This is a genomic window from Pseudomonas anguilliseptica (assembly GCF_900105355.1).
Lineage (GTDB): Bacteria > Pseudomonadota > Gammaproteobacteria > Pseudomonadales > Pseudomonadaceae > Aquipseudomonas > Aquipseudomonas anguilliseptica.
Genome location: NZ_FNSC01000001.1, coordinates 3,966,026 through 3,992,155 on the forward strand (window position 1 = coordinate 3,966,026; position 26,130 = coordinate 3,992,155).

At 59.5% G+C, this 26,130-nt stretch carries 24 protein-coding genes and 1 pseudogene; 21 read left to right on the forward strand and 4 right to left on the reverse strand.

The window, feature by feature from the left end:
* Nucleotides 1-24 precede the first annotated feature (24 nt).
* From BLW24_RS19460 to BLW24_RS19485, 7 genes are read left to right on the forward strand one after another with little or no spacing between them, the layout of a single operon-like run.
* Nucleotides 25-600, forward strand: a complete 576-nt coding sequence (locus BLW24_RS19460; RefSeq protein ID WP_090386081.1) for a DUF1287 domain-containing protein — start codon at nt 25-27, stop codon at nt 598-600.
* 23 nt (nt 601-623) lie between these two features.
* On the forward strand, nt 624-1,064 hold the full coding sequence (locus tag BLW24_RS19465) for a thiol-disulfide oxidoreductase DCC family protein (protein WP_090386084.1): 441 nt from the start codon (nt 624-626) through the stop codon (nt 1,062-1,064).
* A complete protein-coding gene (locus BLW24_RS19470) occupies nt 1,057-1,446 on the forward strand; it encodes a DoxX-like family protein (protein ID WP_090386087.1) in 390 nt (129 codons plus the stop codon). The genes BLW24_RS19465 and BLW24_RS19470 overlap by 8 nt, the downstream gene beginning before the upstream one ends.
* Nucleotides 1,447-1,473: 27 nt before the next feature.
* Nucleotides 1,474-3,252: an ABC transporter transmembrane domain-containing protein gene (locus tag BLW24_RS19475; protein ID WP_090386090.1), complete on the forward strand. Its 1,779-nt coding sequence runs from the start codon at nt 1,474-1,476 to the stop codon at nt 3,250-3,252.
* 16 nt (nt 3,253-3,268) lie between these two features.
* Nucleotides 3,269-3,481, forward strand: coding sequence for an SDR family oxidoreductase (locus BLW24_RS26650; protein ID WP_244161213.1), 213 nt, complete (start codon nt 3,269-3,271; stop codon nt 3,479-3,481).
* A 5-nt stretch (nt 3,482-3,486) separates the two neighbouring features.
* A complete protein-coding gene (locus BLW24_RS19480; protein ID WP_244161214.1) occupies nt 3,487-4,392 on the forward strand; it encodes a saccharopine dehydrogenase family protein in 906 nt (301 codons plus the stop codon).
* Nucleotides 4,380-4,844 carry a DUF2269 family protein gene (locus tag BLW24_RS19485; RefSeq protein WP_090386093.1) on the forward strand — a complete coding sequence of 155 codons (465 nt, stop codon included), beginning with the start codon at nt 4,380-4,382 and terminating at the stop codon, nt 4,842-4,844. The genes BLW24_RS19480 and BLW24_RS19485 overlap by 13 nt, the downstream gene beginning before the upstream one ends.
* A 61-nt stretch (nt 4,845-4,905) precedes the next feature.
* Here the strand turns inward: BLW24_RS19485 and rhtA are convergent.
* The 3 genes and pseudogenes from rhtA to BLW24_RS19500 form a co-directional block, all read right to left on the reverse strand.
* Nucleotides 4,906-5,778: pseudogene (gene rhtA / locus BLW24_RS19490) on the reverse strand (threonine/homoserine exporter RhtA).
* A 77-nt stretch (nt 5,779-5,855) separates the two neighbouring features.
* Nucleotides 5,856-6,137 carry a pyrimidine/purine nucleoside phosphorylase gene (gene ppnP / locus BLW24_RS19495; RefSeq protein WP_090386096.1) on the reverse strand — a complete coding sequence of 94 codons (282 nt, stop codon included), beginning with the start codon at nt 6,135-6,137 and terminating at the stop codon, nt 5,856-5,858.
* A gap of 61 nt (nt 6,138-6,198) precedes the next feature.
* On the reverse strand, nt 6,199-6,750 hold the full coding sequence (locus BLW24_RS19500; RefSeq protein ID WP_090386103.1) for a 3'-5' exonuclease: 552 nt from the start codon (nt 6,748-6,750) through the stop codon (nt 6,199-6,201).
* 214 nt (nt 6,751-6,964) lie between these two features.
* Between BLW24_RS19500 and BLW24_RS19505 the strand changes: the two genes are divergently transcribed.
* From BLW24_RS19505 to BLW24_RS19525, 5 genes are all read left to right on the forward strand, one after another.
* On the forward strand, nt 6,965-7,834 hold the full coding sequence (locus tag BLW24_RS19505) for an NAD(P)-dependent oxidoreductase (protein WP_090386107.1): 870 nt from the start codon (nt 6,965-6,967) through the stop codon (nt 7,832-7,834).
* Nucleotides 7,835-8,068: 234 nt separating this feature from the next.
* Nucleotides 8,069-10,015: a putative bifunctional diguanylate cyclase/phosphodiesterase gene (locus BLW24_RS19510; protein WP_090386110.1), complete on the forward strand. Its 1,947-nt coding sequence runs from the start codon at nt 8,069-8,071 to the stop codon at nt 10,013-10,015.
* A 116-nt stretch (nt 10,016-10,131) separates the two neighbouring features.
* The gene (locus BLW24_RS19515; protein ID WP_090386112.1) at nt 10,132-12,027 is read left to right on the forward strand and encodes a sensor histidine kinase; all 1,896 of its coding nucleotides are present in this window, start codon (nt 10,132-10,134) and stop codon (nt 12,025-12,027) included.
* An 88-nt stretch (nt 12,028-12,115) separates the two neighbouring features.
* On the forward strand, nt 12,116-12,376 hold the full coding sequence (locus BLW24_RS19520) for a YkgJ family cysteine cluster protein (RefSeq protein ID WP_090386115.1): 261 nt from the start codon (nt 12,116-12,118) through the stop codon (nt 12,374-12,376).
* Nucleotides 12,377-12,412: 36 nt separating this feature from the next.
* Entirely contained in the window at nt 12,413-13,015 is a 603-nt protein-coding gene (locus BLW24_RS19525) for an START domain-containing protein (RefSeq protein WP_090387803.1), read from the forward strand.
* A gap of 68 nt (nt 13,016-13,083) precedes the next feature.
* On the opposite strand, the gene gltA is transcribed toward BLW24_RS19525, so the two are convergent.
* Nucleotides 13,084-14,358, reverse strand: coding sequence for a citrate synthase (gltA, locus tag BLW24_RS19530; protein WP_090386118.1), 1,275 nt, complete (start codon nt 14,356-14,358; stop codon nt 13,084-13,086).
* Nucleotides 14,359-14,711: 353 nt separating this feature from the next.
* On the opposite strand from gltA, the gene sdhC reads away from it, so the two are divergent.
* The 9 genes from sdhC (at nt 14,712) to sucD (ending at nt 26,107) form a co-directional block, all read left to right on the forward strand.
* Nucleotides 14,712-15,098, forward strand: coding sequence for a succinate dehydrogenase, cytochrome b556 subunit (gene sdhC / locus BLW24_RS19535; RefSeq protein ID WP_208600239.1), 387 nt, complete (start codon nt 14,712-14,714; stop codon nt 15,096-15,098).
* Nucleotides 15,092-15,460 (forward strand): succinate dehydrogenase, hydrophobic membrane anchor protein, encoded by a 369-nt coding sequence (gene sdhD, locus BLW24_RS19540; RefSeq protein WP_090386123.1) that lies wholly within the window; start codon nt 15,092-15,094, stop codon nt 15,458-15,460. The genes sdhC and sdhD overlap by 7 nt, the downstream gene beginning before the upstream one ends.
* Nucleotides 15,461-15,463: 3 nt before the next feature.
* Nucleotides 15,464-17,236 (forward strand): succinate dehydrogenase flavoprotein subunit, encoded by a 1,773-nt coding sequence (sdhA, locus tag BLW24_RS19545; protein WP_090386126.1) that lies wholly within the window; start codon nt 15,464-15,466, stop codon nt 17,234-17,236.
* Nucleotides 17,237-17,262: 26 nt separating this feature from the next.
* Nucleotides 17,263-17,970, forward strand: coding sequence for a succinate dehydrogenase iron-sulfur subunit (locus BLW24_RS19550; protein WP_090387804.1), 708 nt, complete (start codon nt 17,263-17,265; stop codon nt 17,968-17,970).
* Between the two features lie 247 nt (nt 17,971-18,217).
* Nucleotides 18,218-21,049, forward strand: a complete 2,832-nt coding sequence (locus BLW24_RS19555) for a 2-oxoglutarate dehydrogenase E1 component (RefSeq protein WP_090386129.1) — start codon at nt 18,218-18,220, stop codon at nt 21,047-21,049.
* Nucleotides 21,050-21,118: 69 nt separating this feature from the next.
* Nucleotides 21,119-22,342, forward strand: a complete 1,224-nt coding sequence (odhB, locus tag BLW24_RS19560; RefSeq protein WP_090386133.1) for a 2-oxoglutarate dehydrogenase complex dihydrolipoyllysine-residue succinyltransferase — start codon at nt 21,119-21,121, stop codon at nt 22,340-22,342.
* Between the two features lie 66 nt (nt 22,343-22,408).
* Entirely contained in the window at nt 22,409-23,845 is a 1,437-nt protein-coding gene (gene lpdA, locus BLW24_RS19565; protein ID WP_090386137.1) for a dihydrolipoyl dehydrogenase, read from the forward strand.
* Nucleotides 23,846-24,053: 208 nt separating this feature from the next.
* On the forward strand, nt 24,054-25,220 hold the full coding sequence (sucC, locus tag BLW24_RS19570) for an ADP-forming succinate--CoA ligase subunit beta (protein ID WP_090386140.1): 1,167 nt from the start codon (nt 24,054-24,056) through the stop codon (nt 25,218-25,220).
* Nucleotides 25,220-26,107, forward strand: coding sequence for a succinate--CoA ligase subunit alpha (gene sucD, locus BLW24_RS19575; RefSeq protein ID WP_090386142.1), 888 nt, complete (start codon nt 25,220-25,222; stop codon nt 26,105-26,107). The genes sucC and sucD overlap by 1 nt, the downstream gene beginning before the upstream one ends.
* Nucleotides 26,108-26,130: the final 23 nt, after the last annotated feature.

Genomic DNA, 26,130 nt, shown 5'->3' on the forward strand with positions numbered 1-26,130 from the left:
CCGTTGAACCACTGAGGAGGCGTTATGCGGGCGATTCTGCTGTTTGCATTGGCTATGTTGCTAAGCGCCCAGGCCTGGGCACTGCAGGGCGATGCCCTGGTCACAGCGGCCCGCGAGCAGGTCGGCGTAACCCTGAGTTATGACCCCGCCTACCGCCGCCTGAGTTACCCCAATGGCGATGTACCGCTTAATACCGGTGTGTGCACTGATGTGGTAATCCGCGCGCTGCGCAAGCAAGGCCTGGATTTGCAGCAAGCGGTGCATCAGGATATGCGCGCGAATTTTCGCCTGTATCCCAAGAACTGGGGGCTAAGCCGCCCCGACAGCAATATTGACCACCGCCGTGTGCCTAACTTGATGACTTGGTTCAAGCGTCAGGGCTGGGCGCTGGCGCTTGGCCAGGATGCTGAGCGCTATCGGCCTGGTGATATCGTCACCTGGGATCTGGGCGGCGGCCTGACCCATATCGGCATTATCAGCGACCGCCAAGCCGGTAGCGGCGTACCCCTGGTGCTGCACAATATCGGCCGCGGCACCCAGGAAGAGGACATTCTCTTCAGCTTTAAGATTACCGGTCACTACCGTATTCCCGCAGCCTGAGGGCTGTGCAGCAGGAGTTGGCTATGCAGGAGCAATCACAAACACCGCCACCGCTTATCCAGCCTGGCGAACGCGTGGTGCTATTTGATGGGATATGTAAGCTGTGTAACGGTTGGGCTAAGTTTCTGATTCGCCATGACGTTGAGCAGCGCTTTCGCTTGGCCTCGGTGCAGTCGGCCGAGGGCCAGGCGTTATTGAAGTGGGGCGGTTTGCCCACCGATCATTTCGACAGCATGGCGCTGATCGAGAATGGTCAGATGCTGTTGCGCTCGGACGCAGTGTTGAGCATTGTCGCCCTGCTGCCGCAGCCATGGCGCTGGCTGGCCTGGCTGCGGCTGATCCCACGGCCTGTGCGCGACTGGTGCTACGACCGTATTGCCCTGAATCGCTACCGGCTATTTGGTCGCTACGACAGTTGCCTCATACCAAACGCCGACCATGCCCGGCGCTTCTTGCATGACTGATCCCCGTTTACAGCAGATCGCCTGGGTCGCGCGTATCGCCCTGGCGCTGGTGTTTATCTGGCACGGCCTGGTGCCGAAGATTCTCTGGCTAAGCCCGGATGAGCTGACGATGATCCAGGCCCATAACCTGCCGGCTCCCGTATGGGTAGCGCGCATCGCCGGGCTGGCGGAAATTACTCTGGGTTTGTTGCTGCTGTGGCGGCGTCAGCGTTGGCCCTTGCTGCTGGCCGGCGTGCTGTTGATTGGGCTGCTGCTTGATGTGGCGCTATTCAGCCCCCATCTACTGCTGCAGGCATTCAATCCGCTGAGCACCAACCTCGCCGCCCTGGCGCTGTGTTGGCTGGCCTGGCGGGCGGAAACGCCGCAATCGCCTTCTCATTAACGGGCGTCAGCGCCCCAGCGAGCTTTCATGCTTTCGATCCTGTCTTCCCGTCAGCGCAATGCCCTGCGCATGGCGTGGCGCTTTATCGCGCCGTATCGCGGTCGCGTGTTCGGGGCCTTGCTGGCGCTGATGTTTACTGCGGCCATCACTCTGTCCATGGGGCAGGGCATCAAACTGCTGGTCGATCAGGGTCTGGCCACTCAATCGCCGGCAGCCTTGCAGCAGTCGATCGGGCTGTTTTTTGTGCTGGTGCTGGCACTGGCCATCGGCACCTTTACTCGGTTTTACCTGGTGTCGTGGATTGGCGAGCGTTTTGTCGCCGATATCCGCAAGCGCGTGTTCAACCACCTGATCGAACTGCATCCAGGCTTTTATGAGAGCAACCGCAGCTCGGAGATTCAGTCGCGTCTGACTGCCGATACCACGCTGCTGCAATCGGTGATCGGCTCGTCGCTGTCGATGGCGCTGCGCAACCTGATCATGCTGGTCGGCGGCAGTGTGCTGCTGGTGGTGACCAACGCCAAGCTCAGCGGCATCGTGTTGATGGCGCTGCCGCTGGTGGTCGCGCCGATTCTGATATTCGGCCGCCGCGTGCGCGCGCTGTCGCGGCAGAGCCAGGACCGGGTGGCAGATGTCGGCAGCTATGTCGGCGAGGTGCTGGGGCAGATCAAGACCGTACAAGCCTACAACCACCAGAATGAGGACAAGCGCCGTTTCGGCCTGTCCGCCGAGGCCGCCTTCGACACTGCGCGTCAGCGGATTGCCCAGCGTGCCTGGCTGATTACCGTGGTGATCGTGCTGGTGCTCGGCGCGGTGGGGGTGATGCTCTGGGTCGGTGGCATGGACGTGATCGCTGGGCGGATTTCCGGCGGTGAGCTGGCGGCGTTCGTGTTCTACAGCCTGATTGTCGGCTCGGCCTTTGGCACCTTGAGTGAGGTGATCGGCGAGCTGCAACGCGCCGCTGGCGCTGCCGAGCGCATCGCCGAGCTGTTGCAGGCGCGCAATGAAATCACCCCACCGGCTACGGATGCCTTGCATCTGACCCGGCCGGTGCAGGGCCGCATCGAACTGCAAGGGCTGCGTTTCGCCTATCCGTCGCGCCCCGGTAGTTTCGCCGTGGACGGTATTGATCTACAGGTTGCAGCGGGGGAAACCCTGGCGCTGGTCGGGCCGTCTGGCGCAGGTAAATCGACGCTGTTTGATCTGCTGTTGCGCTTTTTCGACCCGCAGCAGGGCGGCATCCTGATCGACGGCGTGCCGATCCAGCAGCTTGATCCGCGCGAGCTGCGCAACAGCTTTGCCCTGGTGTCGCAGAATCCGGCGCTGTTCTTCGGCTCGGTGGAGGACAACATTCGCTATGGACGTACCGATGCCAGCCTGGCTGAGGTCGAAGCTGCGGCCAAAGCGGCGCATGCCCACGAATTTATTATGAAGCTGCCGGATGGCTACCAGACTCACCTCGGCGATGCCGGGTTGGGACTTTCCGGTGGTCAGCGTCAGCGCCTGGCGATTGCTCGGGCATTGCTGGTGGATGCGCCGATTCTGCTACTGGATGAAGCTACTAGCGCGCTGGATGCCGAGAGCGAACATCTGATTCAGCAAGCCTTGCCGCCGCTGATGGAAGGCCGAACCACCCTGGTGATTGCCCATCGCCTGTCCACGGTAAAAAGCGCTGACCGCATCGCAGTGATCGAGCACGGCAAGCTGGCGGCTATCGGCAGCCATAGCGAGCTGGTCAGTAACAGTCCGCTGTATGCGCGGCTGGCCGAGTTGCAGTTCAATAGCGACAGCGTAGAAACCGCCTGAGAAAGGAAATCGCACAGTGTCAGATAAGAACTTCAAGGTTGTGGTGCTGGGCGGTTACGGCAATTTCGGCACTGTTATCGTCAATCGTCTGTGCAGCATCACTGGCATGAGTGTGTGGGTTGCCGGTCGCGATCAGGCCAAGGCCGAGCGGTTGGCGGCCCAGGCGGGTTGCCAAGCCGTGCGTCTGGATGGCAATCAGGCAGATCTGGCCGAGCGACTGAGCGACTGAGCGAATTGGGTACCGATTTGCTGATTTCCACCGCTGGCCCGTTTCAGGACCAGGATTATCGCGTGGCCCAGGCCGCCATTGCTGCCGGCGTGCATTACCTTGACCTGGCCGATGCCCGCAAATTCGCCTGCGGCATAGGCGAACTCGACCAGGCGGCGCGCCAGGCCAATGTGCTGATCAGCAGCGGTGCCAGTTCGGTGCCGGCTCTGAGCGCTGCGGTGATCGATCAGTTGCTGCCGCGCTTCGGTCGCCTGGACAGCATCTGGCACGGCATCAGCTCCTCGGAGAAAACCCCAGGGGTATCGACCCTGGCGGCGGTACTCAACTATTGCGGCAAGCCGTTTCGCCAGTGGCGCGAGGGTCAGTGGCGTGAGGTCTATGGCTGGCAGGAGCTGACGGCTCATGACTTTCCCGCACCGCTGGGCCGGCGCTGGCTGGGCAACTGCGATATTCCCGATCTGGAGCTGTTTCCCGCTCGCTATGTGGGCGTGCGCAATGTGCGTTTTTCGGCAGGGGTAGGTTTGCGCGTGACCCAGTTCGGCACCTGGTTGCTGTCCTGGTTGGTGCGCGGCGGCTTGTTGCGCAGCGGCGTGCCCTTGGCCGGCTTGCTGCATCGCGGTGCGGTGCTGGTGGAGCCCTTCGGCGACCGCCTGAGCGGCATGTTCGTCAAGCTGCAGGGGCAGGGCGCGGATGGCCAGCCCTTGGGCCTGTGCTGGGAACTGATCGCCCGTGACAACCATGGGCCGAATATCCCCTGCATGGCGGCGGTGGCGCTGGCGCGCAAACTGGCCGCCGGCAACCTCGAACAACGCGGCGCCATGCCCTGTATGGGATTGCTTAGCGTCGACGAATATCTGGCCGAACTGGAGGGGCTGCAGATCGAAGCAGGCCTACGCCCATGCTCTACCTAAGCCTTAAATGGCTACATATCCTCAGTGCCACCGTGCTGGTGGGCGTGGGGTTCGGTACTGCCTTCTACAAATGGATGATCGACCGCAGCGGAGATGTGCGGGCCATCGTCTATACCAGTCGACTGGTGGTGCTGGCCGATTGGCTGTTCACCACCCCGGCGATCATCCTGCAACCGCTGACTGGTTTGTGGATGCTGCATATCGCCGGCTATTCGCTGAGCAGCACCTGGATCGCCTGGACTCTGCTGCTATATGTCCTGGCCGGGGTCTGTTGGCTGCCGGTGGTCTGGCTGCAGTACCGCATGCGCGCCCTGGCAGCGGCGGCGCTGGCGACCGATCAGGCGCTACCGGCGAGCTATTGGCGCTGTGCGCGTATCTGGTTCTGGCTTGGTATCCCGGCTTTTTTCGCCATGTTGGCGATCTATGCACTTATGGTGTTCAAGCCACAGTAAGCACCGATTGCGGGTCTCACACCTGCCAGGCTACTGCTCGCCTGCATGTCACAGTGGCGACTCAGAAGGCCTTGGTTTTCGGCCTGATCGTCGCCGCCGCACCGGCTGAGGCAAGGATGATGGCGCTGATCGCCAGCCATTGACTGAGGGTCAAGCGCTCGCTGAGGAACAGCAGGCCGGAAAGCGCGGCAATCGCCGGCTCCATACTCATCAGGATGCTGAAGGTACGTGCGGGCAGGCGGGTCAGGGCGACCATTTCCAGGCTGTAGGGCAGGGCCGAGGACAACACGGCGACGCCGAGGGCAATGGGTAGCAGGTCCACGGAGAACAGACCGCTGCCGGCTTGCCAAAGGCCAATCGGGAACACCAGCAGGGCTGCGACTATGGTGCCGAGTGCCACGGTGTGCTTGCCGTGTTCCGATCCGGCTTTTTGCCCGAAAATGATATACAGCGCCCAGCACAGCCCTGCTGCCAACGCCAGGCCCATGCCGGCCGGGTCCAGCGGTACATCGCTTTGCCCAGTGGGTAACAGCAGTCAGAGGCCGAAAACCGCCAGGGCAATCCAGATGAAATCCACCAGACGGCGTGACGATAACAGCGCCAGGCCCAGTGGCCCGGTAAATTCCAGGGCTACGGCAATGCCCAGTGGAATGGTTTTCAACGAGAGATAGAACAGCAGGTTCATGCCGCCCAGCGACAACCCGTAAGCCAGCAGCGAACGGCAGGACTTCAGCGTCAGCTTGGCCTGCCAGGGTCGCATCAGGATGCACAGGATCAGCGCGCCAAGGCTCAAACGCAGGGCCGTGGTGCCGCTGGCACCAATCTCCGGGAACAGTCCTTTGGCCAGGGACGCGCCGCTCTGGATCGAGGTCATGGCGATCAGCAGCAACAGGATCGGCAGGATCACCAGAGAGAATTGCGCTGAGCGCGGCATGGCTGTTCCTTTGGATATCTATCCAGTAATAAAAAAACCGGCCACTGAGGCCGGCTTTTATGCACCACGGCTAAGGCTTAGCGGTATTCACACAGATAGGCGGTATCAGCTGCCACCTTGAGCAGAAATTTGCTGTCGGCCGGTACAGTGAACTTGCTGCCGCTGGTGAAGGTTTCCCAGCTGTCGCTGCCTGGCAGTTTCACGGTCAGGGCGCCGGCGACCAAATGCATGATTTCCAGCTGGTTGGTGCCGAATTCATACTCGCCTGCAGCCATCACGCCAATGGTGGCCGGGCCTTCAGCCATGCCGAAGGCGATGGATTTGACGGTGCCGTCGAAGTATTCATTGACCTTGAACATCTGCAGTTCCTCGAAAGGGGTTAGAAAAGGTCAGCCAGTATGCCCAAGCGGTTTTTCTTCGTCATCTGCTTTGCGCAGGCAAAACCAGTGGCAGCAGCCGGGCGGTATTGCGCGCATCGGTGAGGGCACGGTGTTGCTGGCCCTGGAACTGCAAACCCGCCAGATTCAGCGCCATTTTCAAACCAATCGGGCTGGGCAGCTGGCGGGCTTCGGCAAAGCGTTTTTTCAGGTTGATATGCGGGATCTGGCTCAGGTAACTGTTCAGCCCATGGGCATGCCATTCCTGTTCAAACTGACGGCGGTCGTAGTCGCCCCAGCTGGCCCAGCCCACCAGTTGCGCTTGATGGGCCAGCAACCAACGTTCGAATTGCGCCCACACCGTACTCAGCGGCGCCGCGGCATCGACATCGGCCTGGCTGATCTGCGTGAGCTGACGGCAGAAGTGGGTCAGGTGCGGGCGCCGAGTGGGCCGCACAAAGCGTTGGAAATGCTCAATTTCATGGCCGCCAGCATTGACCAGGCTGGCGCCGATTTCGATGATTTCCATATCTGTGACCGGCCAACCGCCTTCTTCGGTGGTGGCTTCCAGGTCGATTACCAGCCAATGCTGCATAGGCCCTCCTTAGCGTGCCGCGAGTATGGAAGCAGTTTTAACTCTGGGTAAAGCCTGTTGGTCGGGTGCATCCATACAGTTTTGCCCTATGGCTGTACTGGCGCTGACCCCATGTGGCGGGCATGCTTGCAGCCGGGTTCGTATCTGCCGGGCAATGCGGATATGAGGTTAAGCAAAAACGCGTTGTGAATGGCGCTAGAAGGTAGAGGTGGATATGGCAAAGCTGGCGTTTATCGGGCTGGGCGTAATGGGTTACCCGATGGCCGGGCATCTGGCGCGCGCCGGGCATCAGGTGTGTGTGTACAACCGCACTGCCGCCAAGGCTGTGCAGTGGGCCGCCGAATATGCCGGTAGCCACGCGCCGACCCCGCGTGAAGCGGCTGCGGGCGCTGAGTTTGTGATGGTCTGCGTGGGCAATGATGATGATCTGCGTGGTGTGGTGTTGGGTGAGCAGGGCGCCTTTGCCGGCATGCAACCCGGTGCGGTGTTGGTCGATCACACCACCGCCTCGGCGCAGGTCGCGCGTGAGCTGGCCGAGCAGGCCGCTGCCCACCAACTGGGTTTTCTCGATGCGCCGGTATCCGGCGGTCAGGCCGGTGCGCAGAACGGTGCGCTGACCATCATGGTCGGTGGCGAGGCTGCGACCTACGCCAAGGCTGAGCCGATCATTCAGGCCTATGCACGCATGACCCGCTTGATGGGCGAAGCCGGTAGCGGTCAGCTGACCAAAATGGTCAACCAGATCTGCATCGCCGGCCTGGTGCAGGGTTTATCCGAGGCCCTGCATTTTGCGGAGTGCGCCGGGCTCGATGCACATGGCGCGATGGACGTGATCAGCAAGGGCGCGGCGCAGTCCTGGCAGCTGGAAAATCGCCACAAGACCATGTTGGCTGGCGAGTTCGAGCACGGCTTTGCCGTGGACTGGATGCGCAAGGACCTGTCGATTCTGCTGGCCGAGGCACGCAGCAATGGCGCGCAGTTGCCGGTAACCGCGTTGGTCGATCAGTTTTACGCTGATGTGCAGGACATGGGCGGCGGCCGTTGGGACACTTCCAGTCTGTTTGCCCGCCTGAACAAGCGCTAGCTGGCAGCTACAGCCGTCTATACTGGGTTCAAAGCCAGTATGGATTCGGCGCTGTTCTCTCTGTTCAGGCAGGCGGGCACTGTTCATGGATGACCAATTTGCATTCAGTGACGACCTTCCCTGCACCACCAGCCAGCCCGTGTGGCGCGTGCTGGCAGTTGATGATGACGCCGCTTCCAGCGTGCCATCGCCTTTGCCCTGAGCGAACTGGAGCTGCTGGGCGGGCGTATTGAGTTGATTCAGGCGTTCAGCTGCCGTGAAGCCTCGATGCTGCTGGCCAAGCACCATGACATTGCCCTGGTGTTGCTTGATGTGGTGATGGAAACCGAAGACGCCGGCTTGCGCCTGATCAAGGCGCTGCGTGAGGTGATCGGCAATCGCGAAACCCGCGTGGTGATGCTCACCGGTGAGCCAGGCCTGGCGCCGGCCCATGAAGTGATGCGCGATTACGACATCATTGACTATTGGACCAAGAGTGAACTCAGTGCCGAGCGCTTGCTGACGGTGCTCACCGCCGCGGTGCGCGGTTATGCCCAGCTCAGGGCTGTAGCCAGTGCGCGGCGCGGTTTGCAGATGATCGTCGAGTCGAGCAATGCACTTTTCTGTTCGAAGAATACCCGCGAGCTATCGGCCAAGATTCTGTCGGAGATCACCTCGCTGCTTGATCTGCAGACCGAGGGCATTGTCTGCGTGCGCGCCGATGAGGGGGACGCCACGGCTGAACCCAATGCGCGAATTGTCAGCGCCAGCGGGCGTTTTTTCGACTGTGTCGACGCCAATCTGGACGTGTTGCAGCTAGAGGTCGCAGCGGCGGTGCGCCAATGCCTGCAGGCGCAGCAGACCCTGCGTCTGAGCGATTGCACGGTGTTGTTCTTTCCGCGCTTTCAGGCTGGCTCGGATTACGTTTGCTATATCGACAGTGCGCGGACTCTGGATGACACCGAGTTGGAGCTGCTCAAGGTGTTCAGTGTCAGTATCAGTCGTGGCCTGTACAACATCGCGCTGTTCAGCCGCCTGGAGGAGATGGCCTATCAGGACGACCTGCTGAAGATCCCCAACCGCAATGCGCTGATTCGCATGCTGGATATGACCCTGAAGTCCGAGGCCAAGGATCAGCGCGTGCTGGTGCTTATCGATATCGATAATTTCTCCGGTGCCAACACCGCCTTTGGCACCGGTTATGGCGACTTTATTCTCGGCCTGGTGGCGAAGAAACTACGTGACGCTTTCACCCATGAGGTTCTGATTGCCCGGGTACGTGATGACCTGTTTGCCATCCTCGGCCCGCAAACCCAGGTTAATGCCGCGGACGTGGTGGCACTGTTCCGCCGGCATAAACGCCCTTATGAGCTGGGCCAGGTGCACAGTCTGAGCAGCGTGACCATGCACCTGGCTGATTTTACCGGCAGCGCCAGCGTGGCCCTGCAAGATGCGTTGTTGACCCTGAAACAGGCCAAGCGCCTGGGTCACGACCAGCATGGTGTCTATGATCCGCGCCTGCAGAGTGCGCATGCCGAGTCATACCGCATGCTGCTGGCTTTGCGCGATGCGGTGGAGGCCGGGCAGATCAGTGTCGAGTTACAGCCGCAGATCGACCTGCAAACCCGTCGCATTACCGGTGTGGAAGCGCTGGCTCGCTGGCGCAAGGCCGACGGCAAGATGGTTCCGCCGCTGAGTTTTATCCCCCTGGCCGAGGCCACCGGTTACATCCTGCCGCTCGGCGATCTGTTGATGCGCTTGGCCCTGCAGGCGGCGAAACAGCTGACTGATGCCGGTTATCCGCATATTCGCGTGGCCGTTAACGTCTCCGCGCCGCAGCTGCTGCAGCATGACTTTATCGAGCGGTTCAACTCGCATCTGCAGGCGGCGGGGGTAGTGCCTGAGCAGATCGAGGTGGAAATTACCGAATCGGTAGCCATGCGCACCTTTGATACAGTCTGTGAAAAGCTCCGTGCGCTACGCGCTATGGGCGTAGAGGTGGCCATCGATGACTTTGGCACTGGTTTCTCATCACTCAGCTACCTGCGACTGTTGCCAGCCGATCGCTTGAAAATCGATCGCAGTTTTGTTCTGGAAATCGGTGAGGTCAGCGATCAGCAAATGATCGCCGAGGCGGTGATCCAGATTGCTGCGCGGGTTGGCATGCAGGTAATTGCCGAAGGCGTCGAAACCCAACAGTAGGCCGACTGGATTCTCAAGCATGGCTGCCGGCAGGCGCAGGGCTATCTGTTTGCCAAGCCGATGGCCTGCGCAGATTTACTCAGCTGGCTGAGTGACTGGCCAGGGCGCATGGCCTGATGCAGCAATCCAGGCGCGACAGGCTGTTGTCGCAACCGGTCAGGCGCAACCTATTGCTGTTATTTGTGCCGTGGACGTTGCTGATTCTGCTGCTGATGGCGCTGCTTTACGAGCGCCTGTTGGATGTGCGACTTGAGCCGTTGTTGCGCGATCAGCAGGTCAGCCTGAACGAGGGGGGCGGTGTGCTCAATCGGCACCTGGCGACCTTGCGTGGCAATCTGCAATTTCTCACTCAACAGCCGCTGTTGGCTGAAGTGCTACAGGACCCTAGTACGGATAACCGGCGTGCCCTGAGTCAACTGTTTGTCGAGTTCGCCCGTAGCAGTATGGTTTATGACCAGATTCGCTGGCTGGATGAGCGTGGTGTAGAGCAGGTGCGGGTTGATTGGCGTGATGGCGAGCCACTGGCGAGTGATCAGGCGCAATTGCACAACCAGGCGCAGCACTATTATTTCGTTGAAACCATGAACCTGCCACCGGGCGCGTTCTATCTCTCACGTTTTGACCTGAACGCTGATTTGGGCCGCGTCGAACAACCACTCAAGCCTACGCTGCGGGGTGCCGAGCCGATTTTCGATGGCGAGGGCGAGCGACGCGGAATTCTGATCCTCAATTACCTGGGGCAAGTGCTGCTGCAGCGTCTGGCCGAGGTGTCCAAGAGTTACGGCAACAACCTGACTCTGGTCGACCATGAAGGCTATTGGATGCTCGCCGCTGATGTGCAAGATGCCTGGGGCTTTGCTCTGGGCAGGCCTGAGGCAACGCTGGCCAGCCGCTTTCCGGGTAGCTGGCGGCGTATGCAGGCTGCCCGCAATGGCGTGTTTAGCGACAGTGGTGGTTATTGGGCCTTCAATAAGTTCGATCCCTACCAGGGCAACGGCCAAGGCGCGGCAGCGGGTGAGTACTGGTTACTGGTTTCACACCTGCCTCAGGAGCAGATTCAGGGGCTGCGTGGGCAAGTACTCTGGCAGGTTTTACTGTTTGTCTGCGTGATGCTCTCTCTTGGGTTATTGGTGGTGTTGCACCTCGGCTTGGCGGAGTTCGAGCGTGATCAGGTGCGTGAGGCTCTGGAAGTCAGCAGTCAGGCGTTGCAACAGAGCAATACTGAGCTGCGTGACACGGTGGAACAGTTGCAGCGCACGCGCGGGGCCTTGATTCAGGCGGAAAAACTATCCTCGCTGGGCACCTTGGTCGCCGGCGTGGCGCATGAGCTGAATACGCCGATTGGGGCCGCAATCATGGCTGCCTCAACCCTGGATAAGGGTAATCAAGGGCTGCAGAAGAGTCTCAGTGAAGGGTTGCAGCGTTCGGCGCTGGAGCGCTTTGTGCAGCGCAATGATGAAGGACTGGCGATTATCCTCAATAGCCTGACGCGCATGGCGCAGTTGACCCGGGCCTTCAAACAACTGGCCAGTGACCGTGCGAGTACCGAGCGTCGCTGCTTTGATCTGGTCGAGTTGGTCGGTGAGGTCATGCTGCTGTTTGCCCCCAAGCTCAAGCAGTCAAACCATCGGGTGCAGCTGGAGCTGCCGCCGAGCCTGATGCTCGACAGCTATCCGGGACCTCTGGGCCAGATCCTGCAGAACCTGATCGACAATGCGCTGATCCATGCCTTTGATTCGGGCATGAACGGCGTGGTTACGGTCAGGGTCGAGCATGATGAGATGCGCCGCGAATGCGTGATCGAAGTCAGCGATAACGGCGACGGCATGAGTGAGGAGGTGCTGGGGAAGATCTTCGATCCGTTCTTTACCACCCGGCGCGGACGCGGAGGCACCGGGCTTGGTCTGCATATCACCCACCAGTTGGCCGTGGATATTCTCGGCGCAGAACTGCAGGTACGCAGTGTGCCGGGGCAGGGCACGCAGTTCCGCCTGCGCTTACCGCTCGCCTGAATCTATAGATGGACGGCTGCCAAGCCATCTGTACCCACGTAGAATCGTCGGTCTGTACTCTGTGCTGTGATTTTGAGGTTTTCCTGTCATGAATTGCCGTGCCGGCTGCGGCGCCTGCTGCATTGCCCCTTCAATCAGCTCCCCCATCCCAGGTATGCCCGATGGCAAGCCGGCGGGTGTGCGCTGCGTGCAGCTGGATGCGAATAACTACTGCCTGATTTTCGGCCAGCCTGAGCGGCCTGCAGTGTGTTCCGCATTTCATGCTGCCGAGTATGTATGCGGCAGCACCACGGCAGAGGCGCTGCAGTTGATTGGTTGGCTGGAGCAGAGCACGGCCGTTGCAGTCTGATACTGTGGCGCAGAGTTATTGGCTGCCGGAGGCATGATGGTGCGGTTTACAGGGCTGCTCTTGGGCATTGTCGCGTTGCTGTCGGTGAGCGGGGCGCAGGCGACGCAATGGCGCCTGGTCAAGGATGAAGCGGGTATTCAGGTCTATCTGCAGCAGATCCCAGGTTCAAGTTTTCAGGCGTTTCGCGGTGTCACTCGTATACGAGTGGATATGCCACGCTTGTTGGCCCTGCAGGATGATGTCAGTGCAGCCTGCGCCTGGATTCATGCCTGCAGCGAGCAAAGGCTGCTCAAACATGAGGGCGATCAGAGTTGGGCCTATAGTCGCTTCCATACACCCTGGCCGGTGCAACCGCGTGATTCAATCCTGCAGGTAACCACCACGCGTGATACCGATGGCCGGGTGACCCGCACCCTGCATGGGGTTGCCGACTATTTGCCACTGCAGCAAGGCTTTGTGCGGGTGAGCAAGGTTGAAGGCTTCTGGAGCCTTACGCCGCGCGAGGGCGAAATCGAGGTGATCTACCAGGTGCATTCTGAGCCCGGTGGCAGCGTGCAGGCCTGGTTGGCCAATAGCTTTGTTGTGGATGCACCGTTCAATACCTTGCAGGGGTTGCGTCAGTTGGCTGAACAGCCGTAATGCTGGCTTATTCAGCACAATAAAAAAGGCTGCCCGAGGGCAGCCTTTTTTGTGCGGCGAAAGCTGAATTACTTCTTCAGGTCGCGCTGCTCGTAGCCGGTGTACAGCTGGCGTGGACGGCCAATCTTGTACGGGCTGGAGAGCATTTCTTTCCAGTGCGAGATCCAGCCGACGGTCCGCGCCAGGGCGAAGATCACGGTGAACATGCTGGTCGGAATACCGATGGCCTTGAGGATGATGCCCGAGTAGAAGTCGACGTTCGGGTACAGGTTGCGCTCTTTGAAGTACGAGTCGGTCAGGGCGATTTCTTCCAGACGCATCGCCAGTTCCAGCTGCGGATCGTTCTTGATGCCCAGCTCTTTCAGTACTTCGTCGCAGGTCTGCTTCATCACGGTGGCGCGCGGGTCGCGGTTTTTGTAAACGCGATGACCGAAGCCCATGAGTTTGAACGGGTCGTTCTTGTCCTTGGCCTTGGCGATGAATTTGTCGATGTTGGAAACATCGCCAATCTCATCCAGCATGCTCAGTACGGCCTCGTTGGCGCCACCGTGCGCCGGGCCCCAGAGGGCGGCGATACCAGCAGCGATACAGGCGAACGGGTTGGCGCCCGAGGAGCCAGCCAGGCGTACGGTAGAGGTAGAGGCGTTCTGCTCATGGTCGGCGTGCAGGATAAAGATCTTATCCATGGCCTTGGCCAGTACCGGGCTGATCGGTTTGATCTCGCACGGGGTGTTGAACATCATGTGCAGGAAGTTTTCCGCGTAGTTCAGGTCGTTACGCGGATACATCATCGGCTGACCCATGGAGTACTTGTAGGTCATGGCGGCGATGGTTGGCATCTTGGCGATCAGGCGCATGGCCGATACTTCGCGGTGATGCGGGTTATTGATGTCCAGTGAGTCGTGGTAGAAGGCCGAAAGGGCACCCACTACGCCGCACATGATGGCCATCGGGTGAGCGTCACGACGGAAGCCGTTGAAGAAGGTCTTCAGTTGCTCGTGAACCATGGTGTGGTTCTTGATGGTGCTGACGAACTTGGCTTTCTCTTCTGCGTTCGGCAGTTCGCCGTTTAGCAGCAGATAGCAGGTTTCCAGATAATCGGATTGCTCAGCCAGCTGCTCGATGGGGTAGCCGCGGTGCAGCAGGATGCCCAGGTCGCCGTCGATGTAGGTGATCTTCGACTCGCACGAGGCGGTGGACATAAAGCCAGGATCAAATGTGAAACGGCCCGTGGCGGTTAAGCCCCGCACGTCAATTACATCGGGACCAACGGTGCCGGTTAAAATGGGCAGCTCGACGGGGGCTGCGCCCTCGATGATCAACTGCGCTTTTTTGTCAGCCATGTTTGGCCTCCTAGTTATGCTTGAAATCATCTGACTGCCCCCCCCACGCAGGGCTCGCACCACTATAGTGAGATAAATTCGAATGTCAATTTGCGAAAACCCAGGCGGCAGAAGGGTTTGCGGGTTGTTTTCGGGCTTTTAAAGCGGCTCTTTACGCCATTTATTAGAGGTGTGCAATGCGCTTTTAGGTAGGGGGCTTTGCGTTGTCATTAGTAACCTAACTGTCTATACTCTGCGCCCAGCTACCAAGGGCTTTAGCCTGTCTTTTGGTGGCTGTCACTCCTTGGGTGATGGGTACCTGACCAGTGCACTTCCCGACAACTTTGCCCTGATAGTTAGGGGCTCTCAGTGTGATAAAAAAAGCCGTGAATAGCCAAAGACCTGTAAACCTCGACCTTAGGACGATCAAACTTCCTATCACTGGCGTTACGTCATTCCTTCACCGCGTTTCTGGAATCATTCTGTTTTTCGGCATTGCCGTGCTGCTGTACGGGCTCGACAAGTCGCTGACATCTGCAGAAGGTTTTGCCGAGGTGAAAGAGTGCTTGACCAGCCCGCTGGCCAAGTTTGTGATTTGGGGGCTGTTGTCCGCTCTGCTGTACCACCTGGTGGCCGGTATTCGCCACTTGATCATGGACATGGGCATCGGTGAGACGCTGGAAGGCGGCAAGCTGGGTTCGAAAATCGTTATCGTCGTTTCGACGATCGTGATCGTGCTGCTGGGGGTGTGGATATGGTAACCAACGTCACGAACTTCTCGCGTTCGGGTCTTTATGACTGGATGGCGCAGCGTGTATCTGCTGTCGTCCTCGCGGCTTATGTGCTTTTCCTGCTGGGCTATGTGGTGTGCAATCCGGGCCTGGGTTATGCCGAATGGCAGGCGCTGTTCTCCAATAACGCAATGCGTATCTTCAGTCTGTTGACCCTGGTGGCGCTCAGCGTACACGCCTGGGTTGGCATGTGGACAATTTCCACCGACTACCTGACGCCAATGGCGCTGGGTAAGTGGGCGACTGTTGTGCGTTTTCTGTTCCAGGCTGCGTGTGGCGTTGCCATGTTCGCGATGTTCGTCTGGGGCGTGCAGATTTTTTGGGGTAACTGATCCATGACAAGCATTCGCACTCTTTCTTATGACGCCATCATTGTTGGTGGCGGTGGTGCAGGCATGCGTGCCGCGCTGCAACTGGCTCAGGGCGGCCACAAGACCGCGGTGGTCACAAAGGTTTTCCCGACTCGTTCGCACACTGTATCTGCTCAGGGTGGTATCACTTGCGCCATCGCTTCGGCCGATCCGAACGACGATTGGCGCTGGCACATGTACGACACCGTCAAGGGTTCCGACTATATCGGTGACCAGGACGCTATCGAATACATGTGTTCCGTGGGTCCAGAGGCCGTATTCGAACTGGAGCACATGGGGCTGCCGTTTTCCCGTACTGAACAGGGCCGCATCTATCAGCGTCCGTTCGGTGGCCAGTCCAAAGGTCCGAATAACCCAACTCAGGCTGCACGTACCTGCGCTGCTGCTGACCGTACCGGTCACGCACTGCTGCACACCTTGTACCAGGCCAACCTGAAAGCTGGCACTTCGTTCCTTAACGAGTGGTATGCCGTGGACTTGGTGAAGAACCAGGACGGCGCGATTGTCGGTGTCATTGCCATCTGCATTGAAAACGGCGAGACCGTTTACATTCGCTCCAAGGCTGTGGTTCTGGCCACTGGCGGTGCGGGGCGTATCTACGCCTCCACTACCAACGCCCTGATCAATACCGGTGATGGCGTGGGCATGGCCCTGCGCGCTGGTGTGCCGGTGCAGGACATCGAGATGTGGCAGTTCCACCCGACCGGTATTGCCGGTGCTGGCGTACTGGTTACTGAAGGTTGCCGTGGTGAAGGTGGTTACCTGATCAACGCCCATGGCGAGCGGTTCATGGAGCGCTATGCGCCGAACGCTAAAGACCTGGCTGGTCGCGATGTGGTTGCCCGCTCCATGGTCAAGGAAGTCATCGCCGGCAACGGCTGTGGCCCGGACAAGGACCACGTACTGCTGAAGCTCGACCACCTTGGTGAAGACGTGCTGCACAGCCGCCTGCCAGGCATCTGTGAGCTGTCGAAGACTTTCGCTCACGTCGACCCGGTCGTCGCTCCGGTTCCGGTCATCCCTACCTGCCACTACATGATGGGCGGCGTGCCGACCAATATTCACGGTCAGGCCATCACCCAGGATGCCAACGGCAACGACAAGATCATCGAAGGTCTGTTCGCCGTGGGCGAAGTGGCGTGCGTATCGGTTCACGGTGCCAACCGTCTGGGTGGCAACTCGCTGCTCGACCTGGTGGTGTTTGGTCGCGCTGCTGGCCTGCACCTGGAAAAAGCGCTGAAAGAAGGCGTGGAAGTCCGTGGTGCCAGCGAAACCGACATCGAGCTGTCGCTCAAGCGTCTGGCGGGCGTCAACGAGCGCACCACTGGCGAAGATGTCGCGCCGCTGCGTAAAGAGCTGCAACAGTGCATGCAAAACTACTTCGGTGTATTCCGCACCGGTGAGTACATGCAGAAGGGCATCGCCCAACTGGCCGACCTGCGTGAGCGGATCGTGACTGTCAAGATCGCGGACAAGAGCCAGGCATTCAACACTGCGCGTATCGAAGCATTGGAACTGCAAAACCTTCTCGAAGTGGCAGAAGCCACCGCGATCGCTGCCGAGGTTCGTAAAGAATCCCGTGGTGCTCACGCTCGTGAAGACTTCGAAGAACGTGACGACGAAAACTGGCTGTGCCATTCCCTGTATATCCCAGGTGAAAAGCGCGTGAGCAAGCGTTCGGTCAACTTCTCGCCGAAGACAGTTCCAGCGTTTGAACCCAAGGTCCGGACTTATTAAGGGTGCCTGATATGTCGCAAGCCAATCTGTTGCAAGTAAGCGTTTATCGTTACAACCCGGAAAAAGATGCTGCTCCGTTTATGCAGGATTTCCAGGTCGACACCGGCGGCAAGGACATCATGGTTCTTGACGTACTGGCGCTGATCAAGGAACAGGACGAGGGTTTCTCCTATCGTCGTTCCTGCCGTGAAGGCGTGTGCGGTTCCGATGGCATGAACATCAATGGCAAGAATGGCCTGGCCTGCATCACGCCGATCTCGGCGGCTGGCCTGAAAGGCGGCAAGCTGGTAATTCGCCCGCTACCTGGCCTGCCGGTCATCCGTGACCTGGCTGTTGATATGAGCATCTTCTACAAGCAGTACGAGAAGGTGCAGCCATACCTGCAGAACAACACGCCGGCTCCGGCCATCGAGCGTCTGCAGTCGCCGGAAGAGCGTGAGAAGCTGGATGGTCTGTACGAGTGCATCCTGTGCGCGTGCTGCTCGACCAGCTGTCCGTCGTTCTGGTGGAATCCAGACAAGTTCCTCGGTCCAGCTGCGCTGCTGCAGGCTTATCGTTTCCTGGCGGACAGCCGTGATACCCAGACCGAACAGCGTCTGGCGTCGCTGGATGATCCGTTCAGTGTGTTCCGTTGCCGTGGCATCATGAACTGCGTGAACGTCTGCCCTAAGGGTCTCAACCCGACCAAGGCGATCGGCCACGTCCGTAACATGCTGCTGAAAAGCGGTACCTGATTCACGGTTGTTTGCTAGACCTGTAACACCTGCGGCGCTGCTTTCAACCCAGCGCCGTAGTTTTAGCCAGGGCTGCTGCTCACAAAGCGGTGGTTCTTAATTTGAAAAATATGACGACCAGCAGGGGCATCCGGGCTGGTGCCCGGACTATCTGCGGGATCCGTAGTGGCTTACCAGTCGCTGCTTCAGGACTGACAGCCATGCGGTTTCTTCGCCGGTGGTGTCCCCTTACCGAGGGTGACCAAGCATGCAAGAAAGCGTGATGCAGCGCATGTGGGACAGTGCCCACCTATCCGGTGGTAACGCTGCCTATGTGGAAGAGCTCTATGAGCTTTACCTGCACGATCCCAACGCTGTGCCAGAAGAGTGGCGCACTTACTTCCAGAAGTTGCCGACCGACGGCAGCGCCGCCACAGACGTATCGCACTCAACGATTCGCGATCATTTCGTCCTGCTCGCTAAAAATCAGCGCCGCGCCCAACCAGTGTCCGCTGGCAGCGTCAGCAGTGAGCACGAGAAGAAGCAAGTCGAAGTGCTACGCCTGATTCAGGCTTATCGCATGCGCGGCCATCAGGCTGCCCAGCTCGATCCGCTTGGCCTCTGGAAGCGTCCTGTGCCGGCTGACCTGGCAATCAATCACTATGGTCTGACCGATGCCGACCTGGACACTACCTTCCGTACCGGTGGGCTGTTCATTGGCAAGGAAGAGGCTACTCTGCGCGAAATTCGCGATGCGTTGCAGCAGACATATTGCCGCACCATCGGTGCCGAGTTCACCCATATCGTTGATTCCGAGCAGCGCAGCTGGTTCCAGCAGCGTCTGGAAAGCGTCCGTGGTCGCCCACAATTTTCGGTTGAGGTGCAGAGCCACCTGCTTGAGCGCCTGACCGCAGCTGAAGGTCTGGAAAAGTACCTTGGCACCAAGTATCCAGGCACCAAGCGTTTCGGTCTGGAAGGCGGCGAGAGCCTGATTCCGCTGCTCGATGAGCTGATCCAGCGTTCCGGTTCTTACGGCACCAAGGAAATCGTCATTGGCATGGCCCACCGTGGCCGCCTCAACGTACTGGTCAACACCTTCGGCAAGAACCCGCGCGACCTGTTCGACGAGTTCGAAGGCAAGAAAACCGAAGGCCTGTCCTCCGGTGACGTGAAATACCACCAGGGTTTCTCCTCCAACGTGATGACCGCTGGCGGTGAAGTACACCTGGCGATGGCATTCAACCCGTCCCACCTGGAGATCGTTTCTCCAGTGGTCGAAGGTTCCGTACGCGCCCGTCAGGACCGTCGCAGCGATGCCAGCGGCGAAAAAGTGCTGCCGGTTTCCCTGCACGGTGATGCGGCCTTCGCCGGTCAGGGTGTGGTCATGGAAACCTTCCAGATGTCGCAGACTCGCGGCTTCAAGACGGGCGGCACCATCCACATCGTGATCAACAACCAGGTCGGCTTCACCATCAGCAACCCGCTGGACTCGCGTTCCACCGAGTACTGCACCGATGTGGCGAAGATGATTCAGGCGCCGATCCTGCACGTGAACGGTGATGATCCGGAAGCAGTGCTGTTCGTCACCCAGCTGGCTGTCGATTACCGCATGCAGTACAAGCGTGATGTGGTCATCGACCTGGTCTGCTACCGCCGTCGCGGCCACAACGAGGCCGACGAGCCGAGCGGCACCCAGCCGATCATGTATCAGCAAATCACCAAGCAGCGCACCACTCGTGAGCTGTATGCCGAAGTGCTGACTGCAGCCGCGCGTCAGTCGGCCGATGAGGTGCAGGCCAAGATCGACGAGTACCGCACAGCGCTGGACAACGGTCAGCATGTGGTCAAGAGCTTGGTCAAAGAGCCGAACAAGGAGCTGTTCGTCGATTGGCGTCCGTACCTGGGTCACGCCTGGACCGCGCGTCACGACACGCGTTTCGAGCTGAAAACCCTGCAGGAGCTGTCCAACAAGCTGCTGGAAATTCCGGAAGGCTTCGTCGTGCAGCGCCAGGTTGCGAAAATTCTCGAAGACCGCCAGAAGATGAGCGCAGGTGCGCTGCCGATCAACTGGGGCTACGCCGAGACCATGGCCTACGCCACCCTGTTGTTCGAAGGCCACCCGATCCGCATGACCGGCCAGGACATCGGCCGCGGCACCTTCTCGCACCGTCATGCGGTGCTGCACAACCAGAAGGATGCCGGCACCCATCTGCCGCTGCAGAACCTGTATCAGGGGCAGCCACGTTTCGATCTGTACGACTCCTTCCTCTCGGAAGAAGCCGTACTGGCCTTCGAATACGGCTACGCCACCACACAGCCGCAGTCGCTGGTGATCTGGGAAGCGCAGTTCGGCGACTTCGCCAACGGTGCTCAGGTGGTGTTCGATCAGTTCATTTCCAGTGGCGAGCACAAGTGGGGCCGTCTGTGCGGCCTGACCATGCTGCTGCCGCACGGTTATGAAGGGCAGGGGCCTGAGCACAGCTCGGCGCGTCTGGAGCGTTATCTGCAGCTGTGCGCCGAGCACAACATGCAGGTGGCGGTACCGACCACCCCAGCGCAGATCTACCACTTGCTGCGTCGTCAGGTGATTCGCCCGCTGCGCAAGCCATTGGTCGTATTGACGCCGAAGTCGCTGCTGCGCCACAAATTGGCCATCTCGACTCTGGAAGATCTGGCCGAAGGCTCGTTCCAGACCGTGATTCCGGAGATCGATGCCATCGACCCGAAGAAAGTCGAGCGTCTGATTCTGTGCAGCGGCAAGGTTTACTACGACTTGCTGGAGAAGCGCCGCAACGAAGGCCGCGAAGACATCGCCATTGTGCGTATCGAGCAGCTCTATCCGTTCCCGGAAGATGATCTGGCCGAGGCAATTGCCCCGTACAAGAACCTCAAGCACATCGTCTGGTGTCAGGAAGAGCCGATGAACCAGGGCGCCTGGTACTGCAGCCAGCATCACATGCGTCGCGTGGCGACAGCGCACAAGAAAGCGCTGTTCCTCGAGTACGCCGGTCGTGATGCGTCTGCTGCACCGGCCTGTGGTTATGCATCGATGCACGCCGAACAGCAGGAAAAACTCCTGCAAGACGCCTTTACTGTTTAACGCCTTCGCGCAACAGGCGGCCAACTGGGCCGCCTGCTAGAAGAAACCGAATTTAAGGAACCACACACAATGGCTATCGAGATCAAAGCCCCTACTTTCCCGGAATCGGTTGCCGACGGCACCGTGGCCACTTGGCACAAGAAGCCGGGCGATGCGGTCAAGCGCGACGAACTGATCGTCGACATCGAAACCGACAAGGTAGTGATCGAAGTGCTGGCCGAGGCCGATGGCGTCCTCGCGCAAATCATCAAGAATGAAGGCGACACCGTTCTGTCCAACGAACTGCTCGGCACCCTGGGTGAAGGCGGCGCTGCTGCTCCTGCGCCGGCTGTTGCCGCTCAGGCTGCTGCACCTGCCGCCGCTGCACCAGCTGCTGCCGCAGGCGACGACCAGATCCTCTCCCCAGCTGCGCGCAAGATCGCCGAAGAAAATGGCATTGACCCGAACAGCATTGCTGGCACCGGTAAAGGCGGTCGTGTAACCAAGGAAGATGTGGTTGTTGCCGTTGAAGCGAAGAAGAACGCGCCGGCTGCTGCACCTGCCGCCAAGCCTGCCGCGCCTGCTGCTGCACCGGTATTCGCCACTGGCGATCGTACCGAGAAGCGTGTGCCAATGACCCGCCTGCGTGCCAAGATCGCCGAGCGTCTGGTCGAAGCTCAGTCCTCCATGGCGATGCTGACTACCTTCAACGAAGTCGACATGACCGAAGTCATGGCGCTGCGTTCGAAGTACAAGGACCTGTTCGAAAAGAGCCACAATGGCGTGCGCCTGGGCTTTATGTCGTTCTTCGTCAAGGCCGCTACCGAGGCGCTGAAGCGTTTCCCGGCAGTCAACGCCTCGATCGACGGTAATGACATCGTTTACCACGGCTACGCCGACATTGGTGTTGCCGTGTCCAGCGACCGTGGCCTGGTAGTCCCGGTGCTGCGTAATGCCGAGCTGATGAGCTTGGCTGAAATCGAGAACGGCATCGCCACCTTCGGCAAAAAAGCCAAAGACGGCAAACTGTCGATCGAAGAAATGACCGGCGGCACCTTCACCATCACCAATGGTGGTACTTTCGGTTCGATGATGTCGACGCCGATCGTCAACCCACCGCAAGCCGCGATTCTGGGTATGCACAACATCATCCAGCGTCCGATGGCCGTGAATGGTCAGGTGGTTATCCGTCCGATGATGTACCTGGCGTTGTCCTACGACCACCGCCTGATCGATGGTAAGGAAGCCGTGACCTTCCTGGTGACCATCAAGAACTTGCTGGAAGACCCGGCGCGTCTGCTGCTGGACATCTAAAAGCCAGTTTCTCCCACGGCGGCCCTCTAATCAGGGCCGTCCGGTTTATTCGAGAAGGAATACGTTATGACCCAGAAATTCGACGTGGTAGTCATCGGTGCCGGCCCTGGTGGCTACGTAGCCGCCATCAAAGCAGCTCAGCTCGGTTTGAAGACTGCATGCATCGAGAAGTACCAGGACAAAGAGGGCAAGGTTGCGCTCGGTGGTACTTGCCTGAACGTCGGTTGCATTCCCTCCAAGGCGCTGCTGGACAGCTCCTGGAAGTACCACGAAGCGCACGAAGGCTTTGCCATTCACGGTATCGAAGCCAAAGGCGTAACCATCGACGTGCCAGCGATGATCGGTCGTAAGGCCAACATCGTGAAAAATCTCACTGGCGGCGTTGCCACGCTGTTCAAAGCCAATGGCGTGACCCTGCTCGAAGGTCACGGCAAGCTGCTGGCGAACAAGCAGGTTGAAGTCACCGGCTCCGATGGCAAGACGCAGATCGTCGAAGCCGAGAACGTGATTCTGGCCTCCGGTTCCAAACCAATCGACATTCCGCCAGCTCCGGTTGACCAGGACGTGATCGTTGATTCCACTGGCGCTTTGGAATTCCAGAGTGTGCCGAAGAAGCTGGGTGTGATCGGCGCTGGCGTAATCGGTCTGGAACTGGGTTCGGTCTGGGCTCGCCTGGGTGCTGAAGTGACTGTGCTGGAAGCGCTGGACAAGTTCCTCCCGGCTGCCGATGAGCAGATCGCCAAGGAAGCGCTGAAAACCTTCACCAAGCAAGGCCTGAAAATCCGCCTGGGCGCTCGCGTGACCGGCTCGGAAGTGAAGAAGAAGCAGGTTACCGTCAACTTCACCGACGCCGAAGGCGAGCAGAAGATCGTGTTCGACAAGCTGATTGTTGCAGTCGGCCGCCGCCCCGTGACCACCGACCTGCTGGCGGCCGACAGCGGCGTCGACATGGACGAGCGTGGCTTCATCTTCGTTGACGACCAGTGCGCCACCAGCGTACCGGGCGTTTACGCCATTGGTGACGTGGTGCGCGGCGCGATGCTGGCTCATAAAGCCTCGGAAGAGGGCATCATGGTTGCCGAGCGCATCGCCGGCCATAAAGCCCAGATGAACTACGACCTGATCCCGTCGGTTATCTACACCCACCCGGAAATCGCATGGGTCGGTAAAACCGAGCAGCAGCTGAAGACCGAAGGCGTTGCCGTTAACGTCGGCACCTTCCCGTTCGCTGCCAGCGGTCGCGCCATGGCGGCCAACGACACCGGCGGTATGGTCAAGGTGATCGCCGATGCCACCACCGACCGCGTTCTGGGTGTACACGTGATTGGCCCAAGCGCTGCCGAACTGGTTCAGCAGGGTGCAATCGGTATGGAGTTCGGCACCAGCGCCGAGGATCTGGGAATGATGGTGTTCTCCCACCCGACGCTGTCCGAAGCGCTGCATGAAGCTGCTCTGGCAGTGAATGGCCACGCCATCCACATCGCCAACCGCAAGAAGCGTTAAGACGTTGTTTGTTTGAGCGGATGCCTTCACCGGCGTTGTGTACCGGTGAAGGTGCAGCTCAACAGGAAGAACCACGGCCGACTGCCCGCGTACAGCTCAGGTTCTGCGCGGAACGTCAGCCGGATTGCTGCAGAAGCAGTCACAGGTGGTGCGGCATCACAAGTGCAGCACCGTATGCGCAATACCTAAACGAAGACGGTAGACAAGCATGAATCTCCACGAGTATCAGGGTAAGCAGCTGTTCGCTGAATACGGCCTGCCCGTATCCAAGGGCTTCGCGGTAGACACCCCGGAAGAAGCCGCAGCAGCCTGCGAAAAAATCGGTGGCAGCGAGTGGGTCGTCAAGGCTCAAGTCCACGCTGGTGGCCGCGGTAAAGCGGGCGGCGTGAAGCTGGTTAAGAACAAAGAAGACGCCAAAGCCTTCGCCGCCAACTGGCTGGGCAAGCGTCTGGTGACTTACCAGACAGATGCCAACGGTCAGCCAGTGACCAAGATCCTGGTCGAGTCCTGCACCGACATCGCCAAGGAGCTGTACCTGGGCGCGGTCGTTGACCGTTCCAGCCGTCGCATCGTGTTTATGGCTTCCACCGAAGGTGGCGTGGACATCGAGAAAGTGGCGCACGACACCCCTGAGAAGATCCTCAAGGCGACCATCGACCCGCTGGTCGGCGCTCAGCCGTTCCAGGGCCGCGAGCTGGCATTCCAGCTGGGCCTGGAAGGTGATCAGATCAAGCAGTTCACCCAGATCTTCGTTGGCCTGGCCAAGCTGTTCCAGGACTATGACCTGGCTCTGCTGGAAGTGAACCCGCTGGTAATCAAGGCTGACGGCAACCTGCATTGCCTCGACGCCAAGATCAACATCGACAGCAACGCCCTGTACCGTCAGCCGAAGCTGCGCGCCATGCACGATCCGTCCCAGGACGATCCGCGTGAAGCCCACGCTGCCAAGTTCGAACTGAACTACGTAGCGCTGGAAGGCAACATCGGTTGCATGGTCAACGGTGCCGGCCTGGCCATGGGCACCATGGACATCGTCAACCTGCACGGCGGCAAGCCAGCCAACTTCCTCGACGTAGGTGGCGGCGCAACCAAAGAGCGCGTGACCGAAGCCTTCAAGATCATCCTGTCCGACAGCAACGTGGCTGCCGTACTGGTCAATATCTTCGGCGGTATTGTTCGTTGCGACATGATTGCCGAAGGCATCATCGGTGCAGTGAAAGAAGTCGGCGTGAAAATCCCGGTTGTCGTCCGTCTGGAAGGTAACAACGCTGAACTGGGCGCTAAAGTCCTGGCAGAAAGCGGCCTGAACATCATCGCGGCAACCAGCCTGACCGACGCTGCTCAGCAAGTCGTCAAAGCTGCGGAGGGCAAGTAATGAGCGTCCTGATCAATAAAGACACCAAAGTTATCTGCCAGGGCTTCACCGGCTCGCAGGGTACTTTCCACTCCGAACAAGCCATCGCCTACGGCACCAAGATGGTTGGCGGCGTGACTCCGGGCAAAGGCGGCACCACTCACCTGAATCTGCCGGTGTTCAACACCGTGCGTGAAGCAGTCGAGCAGACTGGCGCCACCGCCAGCGTGATCTACGTTCCGGCTCCGTTCTGCAAGGACTCGATCCTTGAAGCGGCCATGGGCGGCATCAAGCTGATCGTTTGCATCACCGAAGGCATCGCAACCATCGACATGCTGGAAGCCAAGGTCAAGTGCGACGAGCTGGGCGTGGTCCTGATCGGCCCGAACTGCCCAGGCGTGATCACGCCGGGCGAGTGCAAGATCGGCATCATGCCAGGCCACATCCACCTGCCAGGCAAAGTCGGCATCGTGTCGCGTTCCGGCACCCTGACTTACGAAGCCGTCAAGCAGACCACTGACGCCGGTTTCGGTCAGTCCACCTGCGTCGGCATCGGTGGTGACCCGATCCCGGGCTCCAACTTCATCGACATCCTGAAGCTGTTCCAGGAAGACCCGAAGACCGAAGCGATCGTGATGATCGGTGAGATCGGCGGTTCGGCTGAAGAAGAAGCTGCTGCTTACATCAAGGCCAACGTGACCAAGCCAGTAGTGTCCTACATCGCTGGTGTAACCGCTCCGGCGGGCAAGCGTATGGGCCACGCCGGCGCAATCATTTCCGGCGGCAAGGGTACTGCAGACGAGAAGTTCGCAGCCCTGCAAGACGCCGGTGTGAAAACCGTGCGTTCCCTGGCTGATATCGGCAAGGCTCTGGCCGAGCTGACCGGTTGGGAAGTCAAAAACGCCTAAGCGTTGCTGACTGCTCATGAAAG

Bases quoted from the DNA above. Each gene is read 5' to 3' on its own strand.
- BLW24_RS19460 (WP_090386081.1), top strand. From the start codon at position 25: ATGCGGGCGATTCTGCTGTTTGCATTGGCTATGTTGCTAAGCGCCCAG.
- BLW24_RS19465 (WP_090386084.1), top strand. From the start codon at position 624: ATGCAGGAGCAATCACAAACACCGCCACCGCTTATCCAGCCTGGCGAA.
- BLW24_RS19470 (WP_090386087.1), top strand. From the start codon at position 1,057: ATGACTGATCCCCGTTTACAGCAGATCGCCTGGGTCGCGCGTATCGCC.
- BLW24_RS19475 (WP_090386090.1), top strand. From the start codon at position 1,474: ATGCTTTCGATCCTGTCTTCCCGTCAGCGCAATGCCCTGCGCATGGCG.
- BLW24_RS19485 (WP_090386093.1), top strand. From the start codon at position 4,380: ATGCTCTACCTAAGCCTTAAATGGCTACATATCCTCAGTGCCACCGTG.
- ppnP (WP_090386096.1), bottom strand. From the start codon at position 6,137: ATGTTCAAGGTCAATGAATACTTCGACGGCACCGTCAAATCCATCGCC.
- BLW24_RS19500 (WP_090386103.1), bottom strand. From the start codon at position 6,750: ATGCAGCATTGGCTGGTAATCGACCTGGAAGCCACCACCGAAGAAGGC.
- BLW24_RS19505 (WP_090386107.1), top strand. From the start codon at position 6,965: ATGGCAAAGCTGGCGTTTATCGGGCTGGGCGTAATGGGTTACCCGATG.
- BLW24_RS19515 (WP_090386112.1), top strand. From the start codon at position 10,132: ATGCAGCAATCCAGGCGCGACAGGCTGTTGTCGCAACCGGTCAGGCGC.
- BLW24_RS19520 (WP_090386115.1), top strand. From the start codon at position 12,116: ATGAATTGCCGTGCCGGCTGCGGCGCCTGCTGCATTGCCCCTTCAATC.
- BLW24_RS19525 (WP_090387803.1), top strand. From the start codon at position 12,413: ATGGTGCGGTTTACAGGGCTGCTCTTGGGCATTGTCGCGTTGCTGTCG.
- gltA (WP_090386118.1), bottom strand. From the start codon at position 14,358: ATGGCTGACAAAAAAGCGCAGTTGATCATCGAGGGCGCAGCCCCCGTC.
- sdhD (WP_090386123.1), top strand. From the start codon at position 15,092: ATGGTAACCAACGTCACGAACTTCTCGCGTTCGGGTCTTTATGACTGG.
- sdhA (WP_090386126.1), top strand. From the start codon at position 15,464: ATGACAAGCATTCGCACTCTTTCTTATGACGCCATCATTGTTGGTGGC.
- BLW24_RS19555 (WP_090386129.1), top strand. From the start codon at position 18,218: ATGCAAGAAAGCGTGATGCAGCGCATGTGGGACAGTGCCCACCTATCC.
- odhB (WP_090386133.1), top strand. From the start codon at position 21,119: ATGGCTATCGAGATCAAAGCCCCTACTTTCCCGGAATCGGTTGCCGAC.
- lpdA (WP_090386137.1), top strand. From the start codon at position 22,409: ATGACCCAGAAATTCGACGTGGTAGTCATCGGTGCCGGCCCTGGTGGC.
- sucC (WP_090386140.1), top strand. From the start codon at position 24,054: ATGAATCTCCACGAGTATCAGGGTAAGCAGCTGTTCGCTGAATACGGC.
- sucD (WP_090386142.1), top strand. From the start codon at position 25,220: ATGAGCGTCCTGATCAATAAAGACACCAAAGTTATCTGCCAGGGCTTC.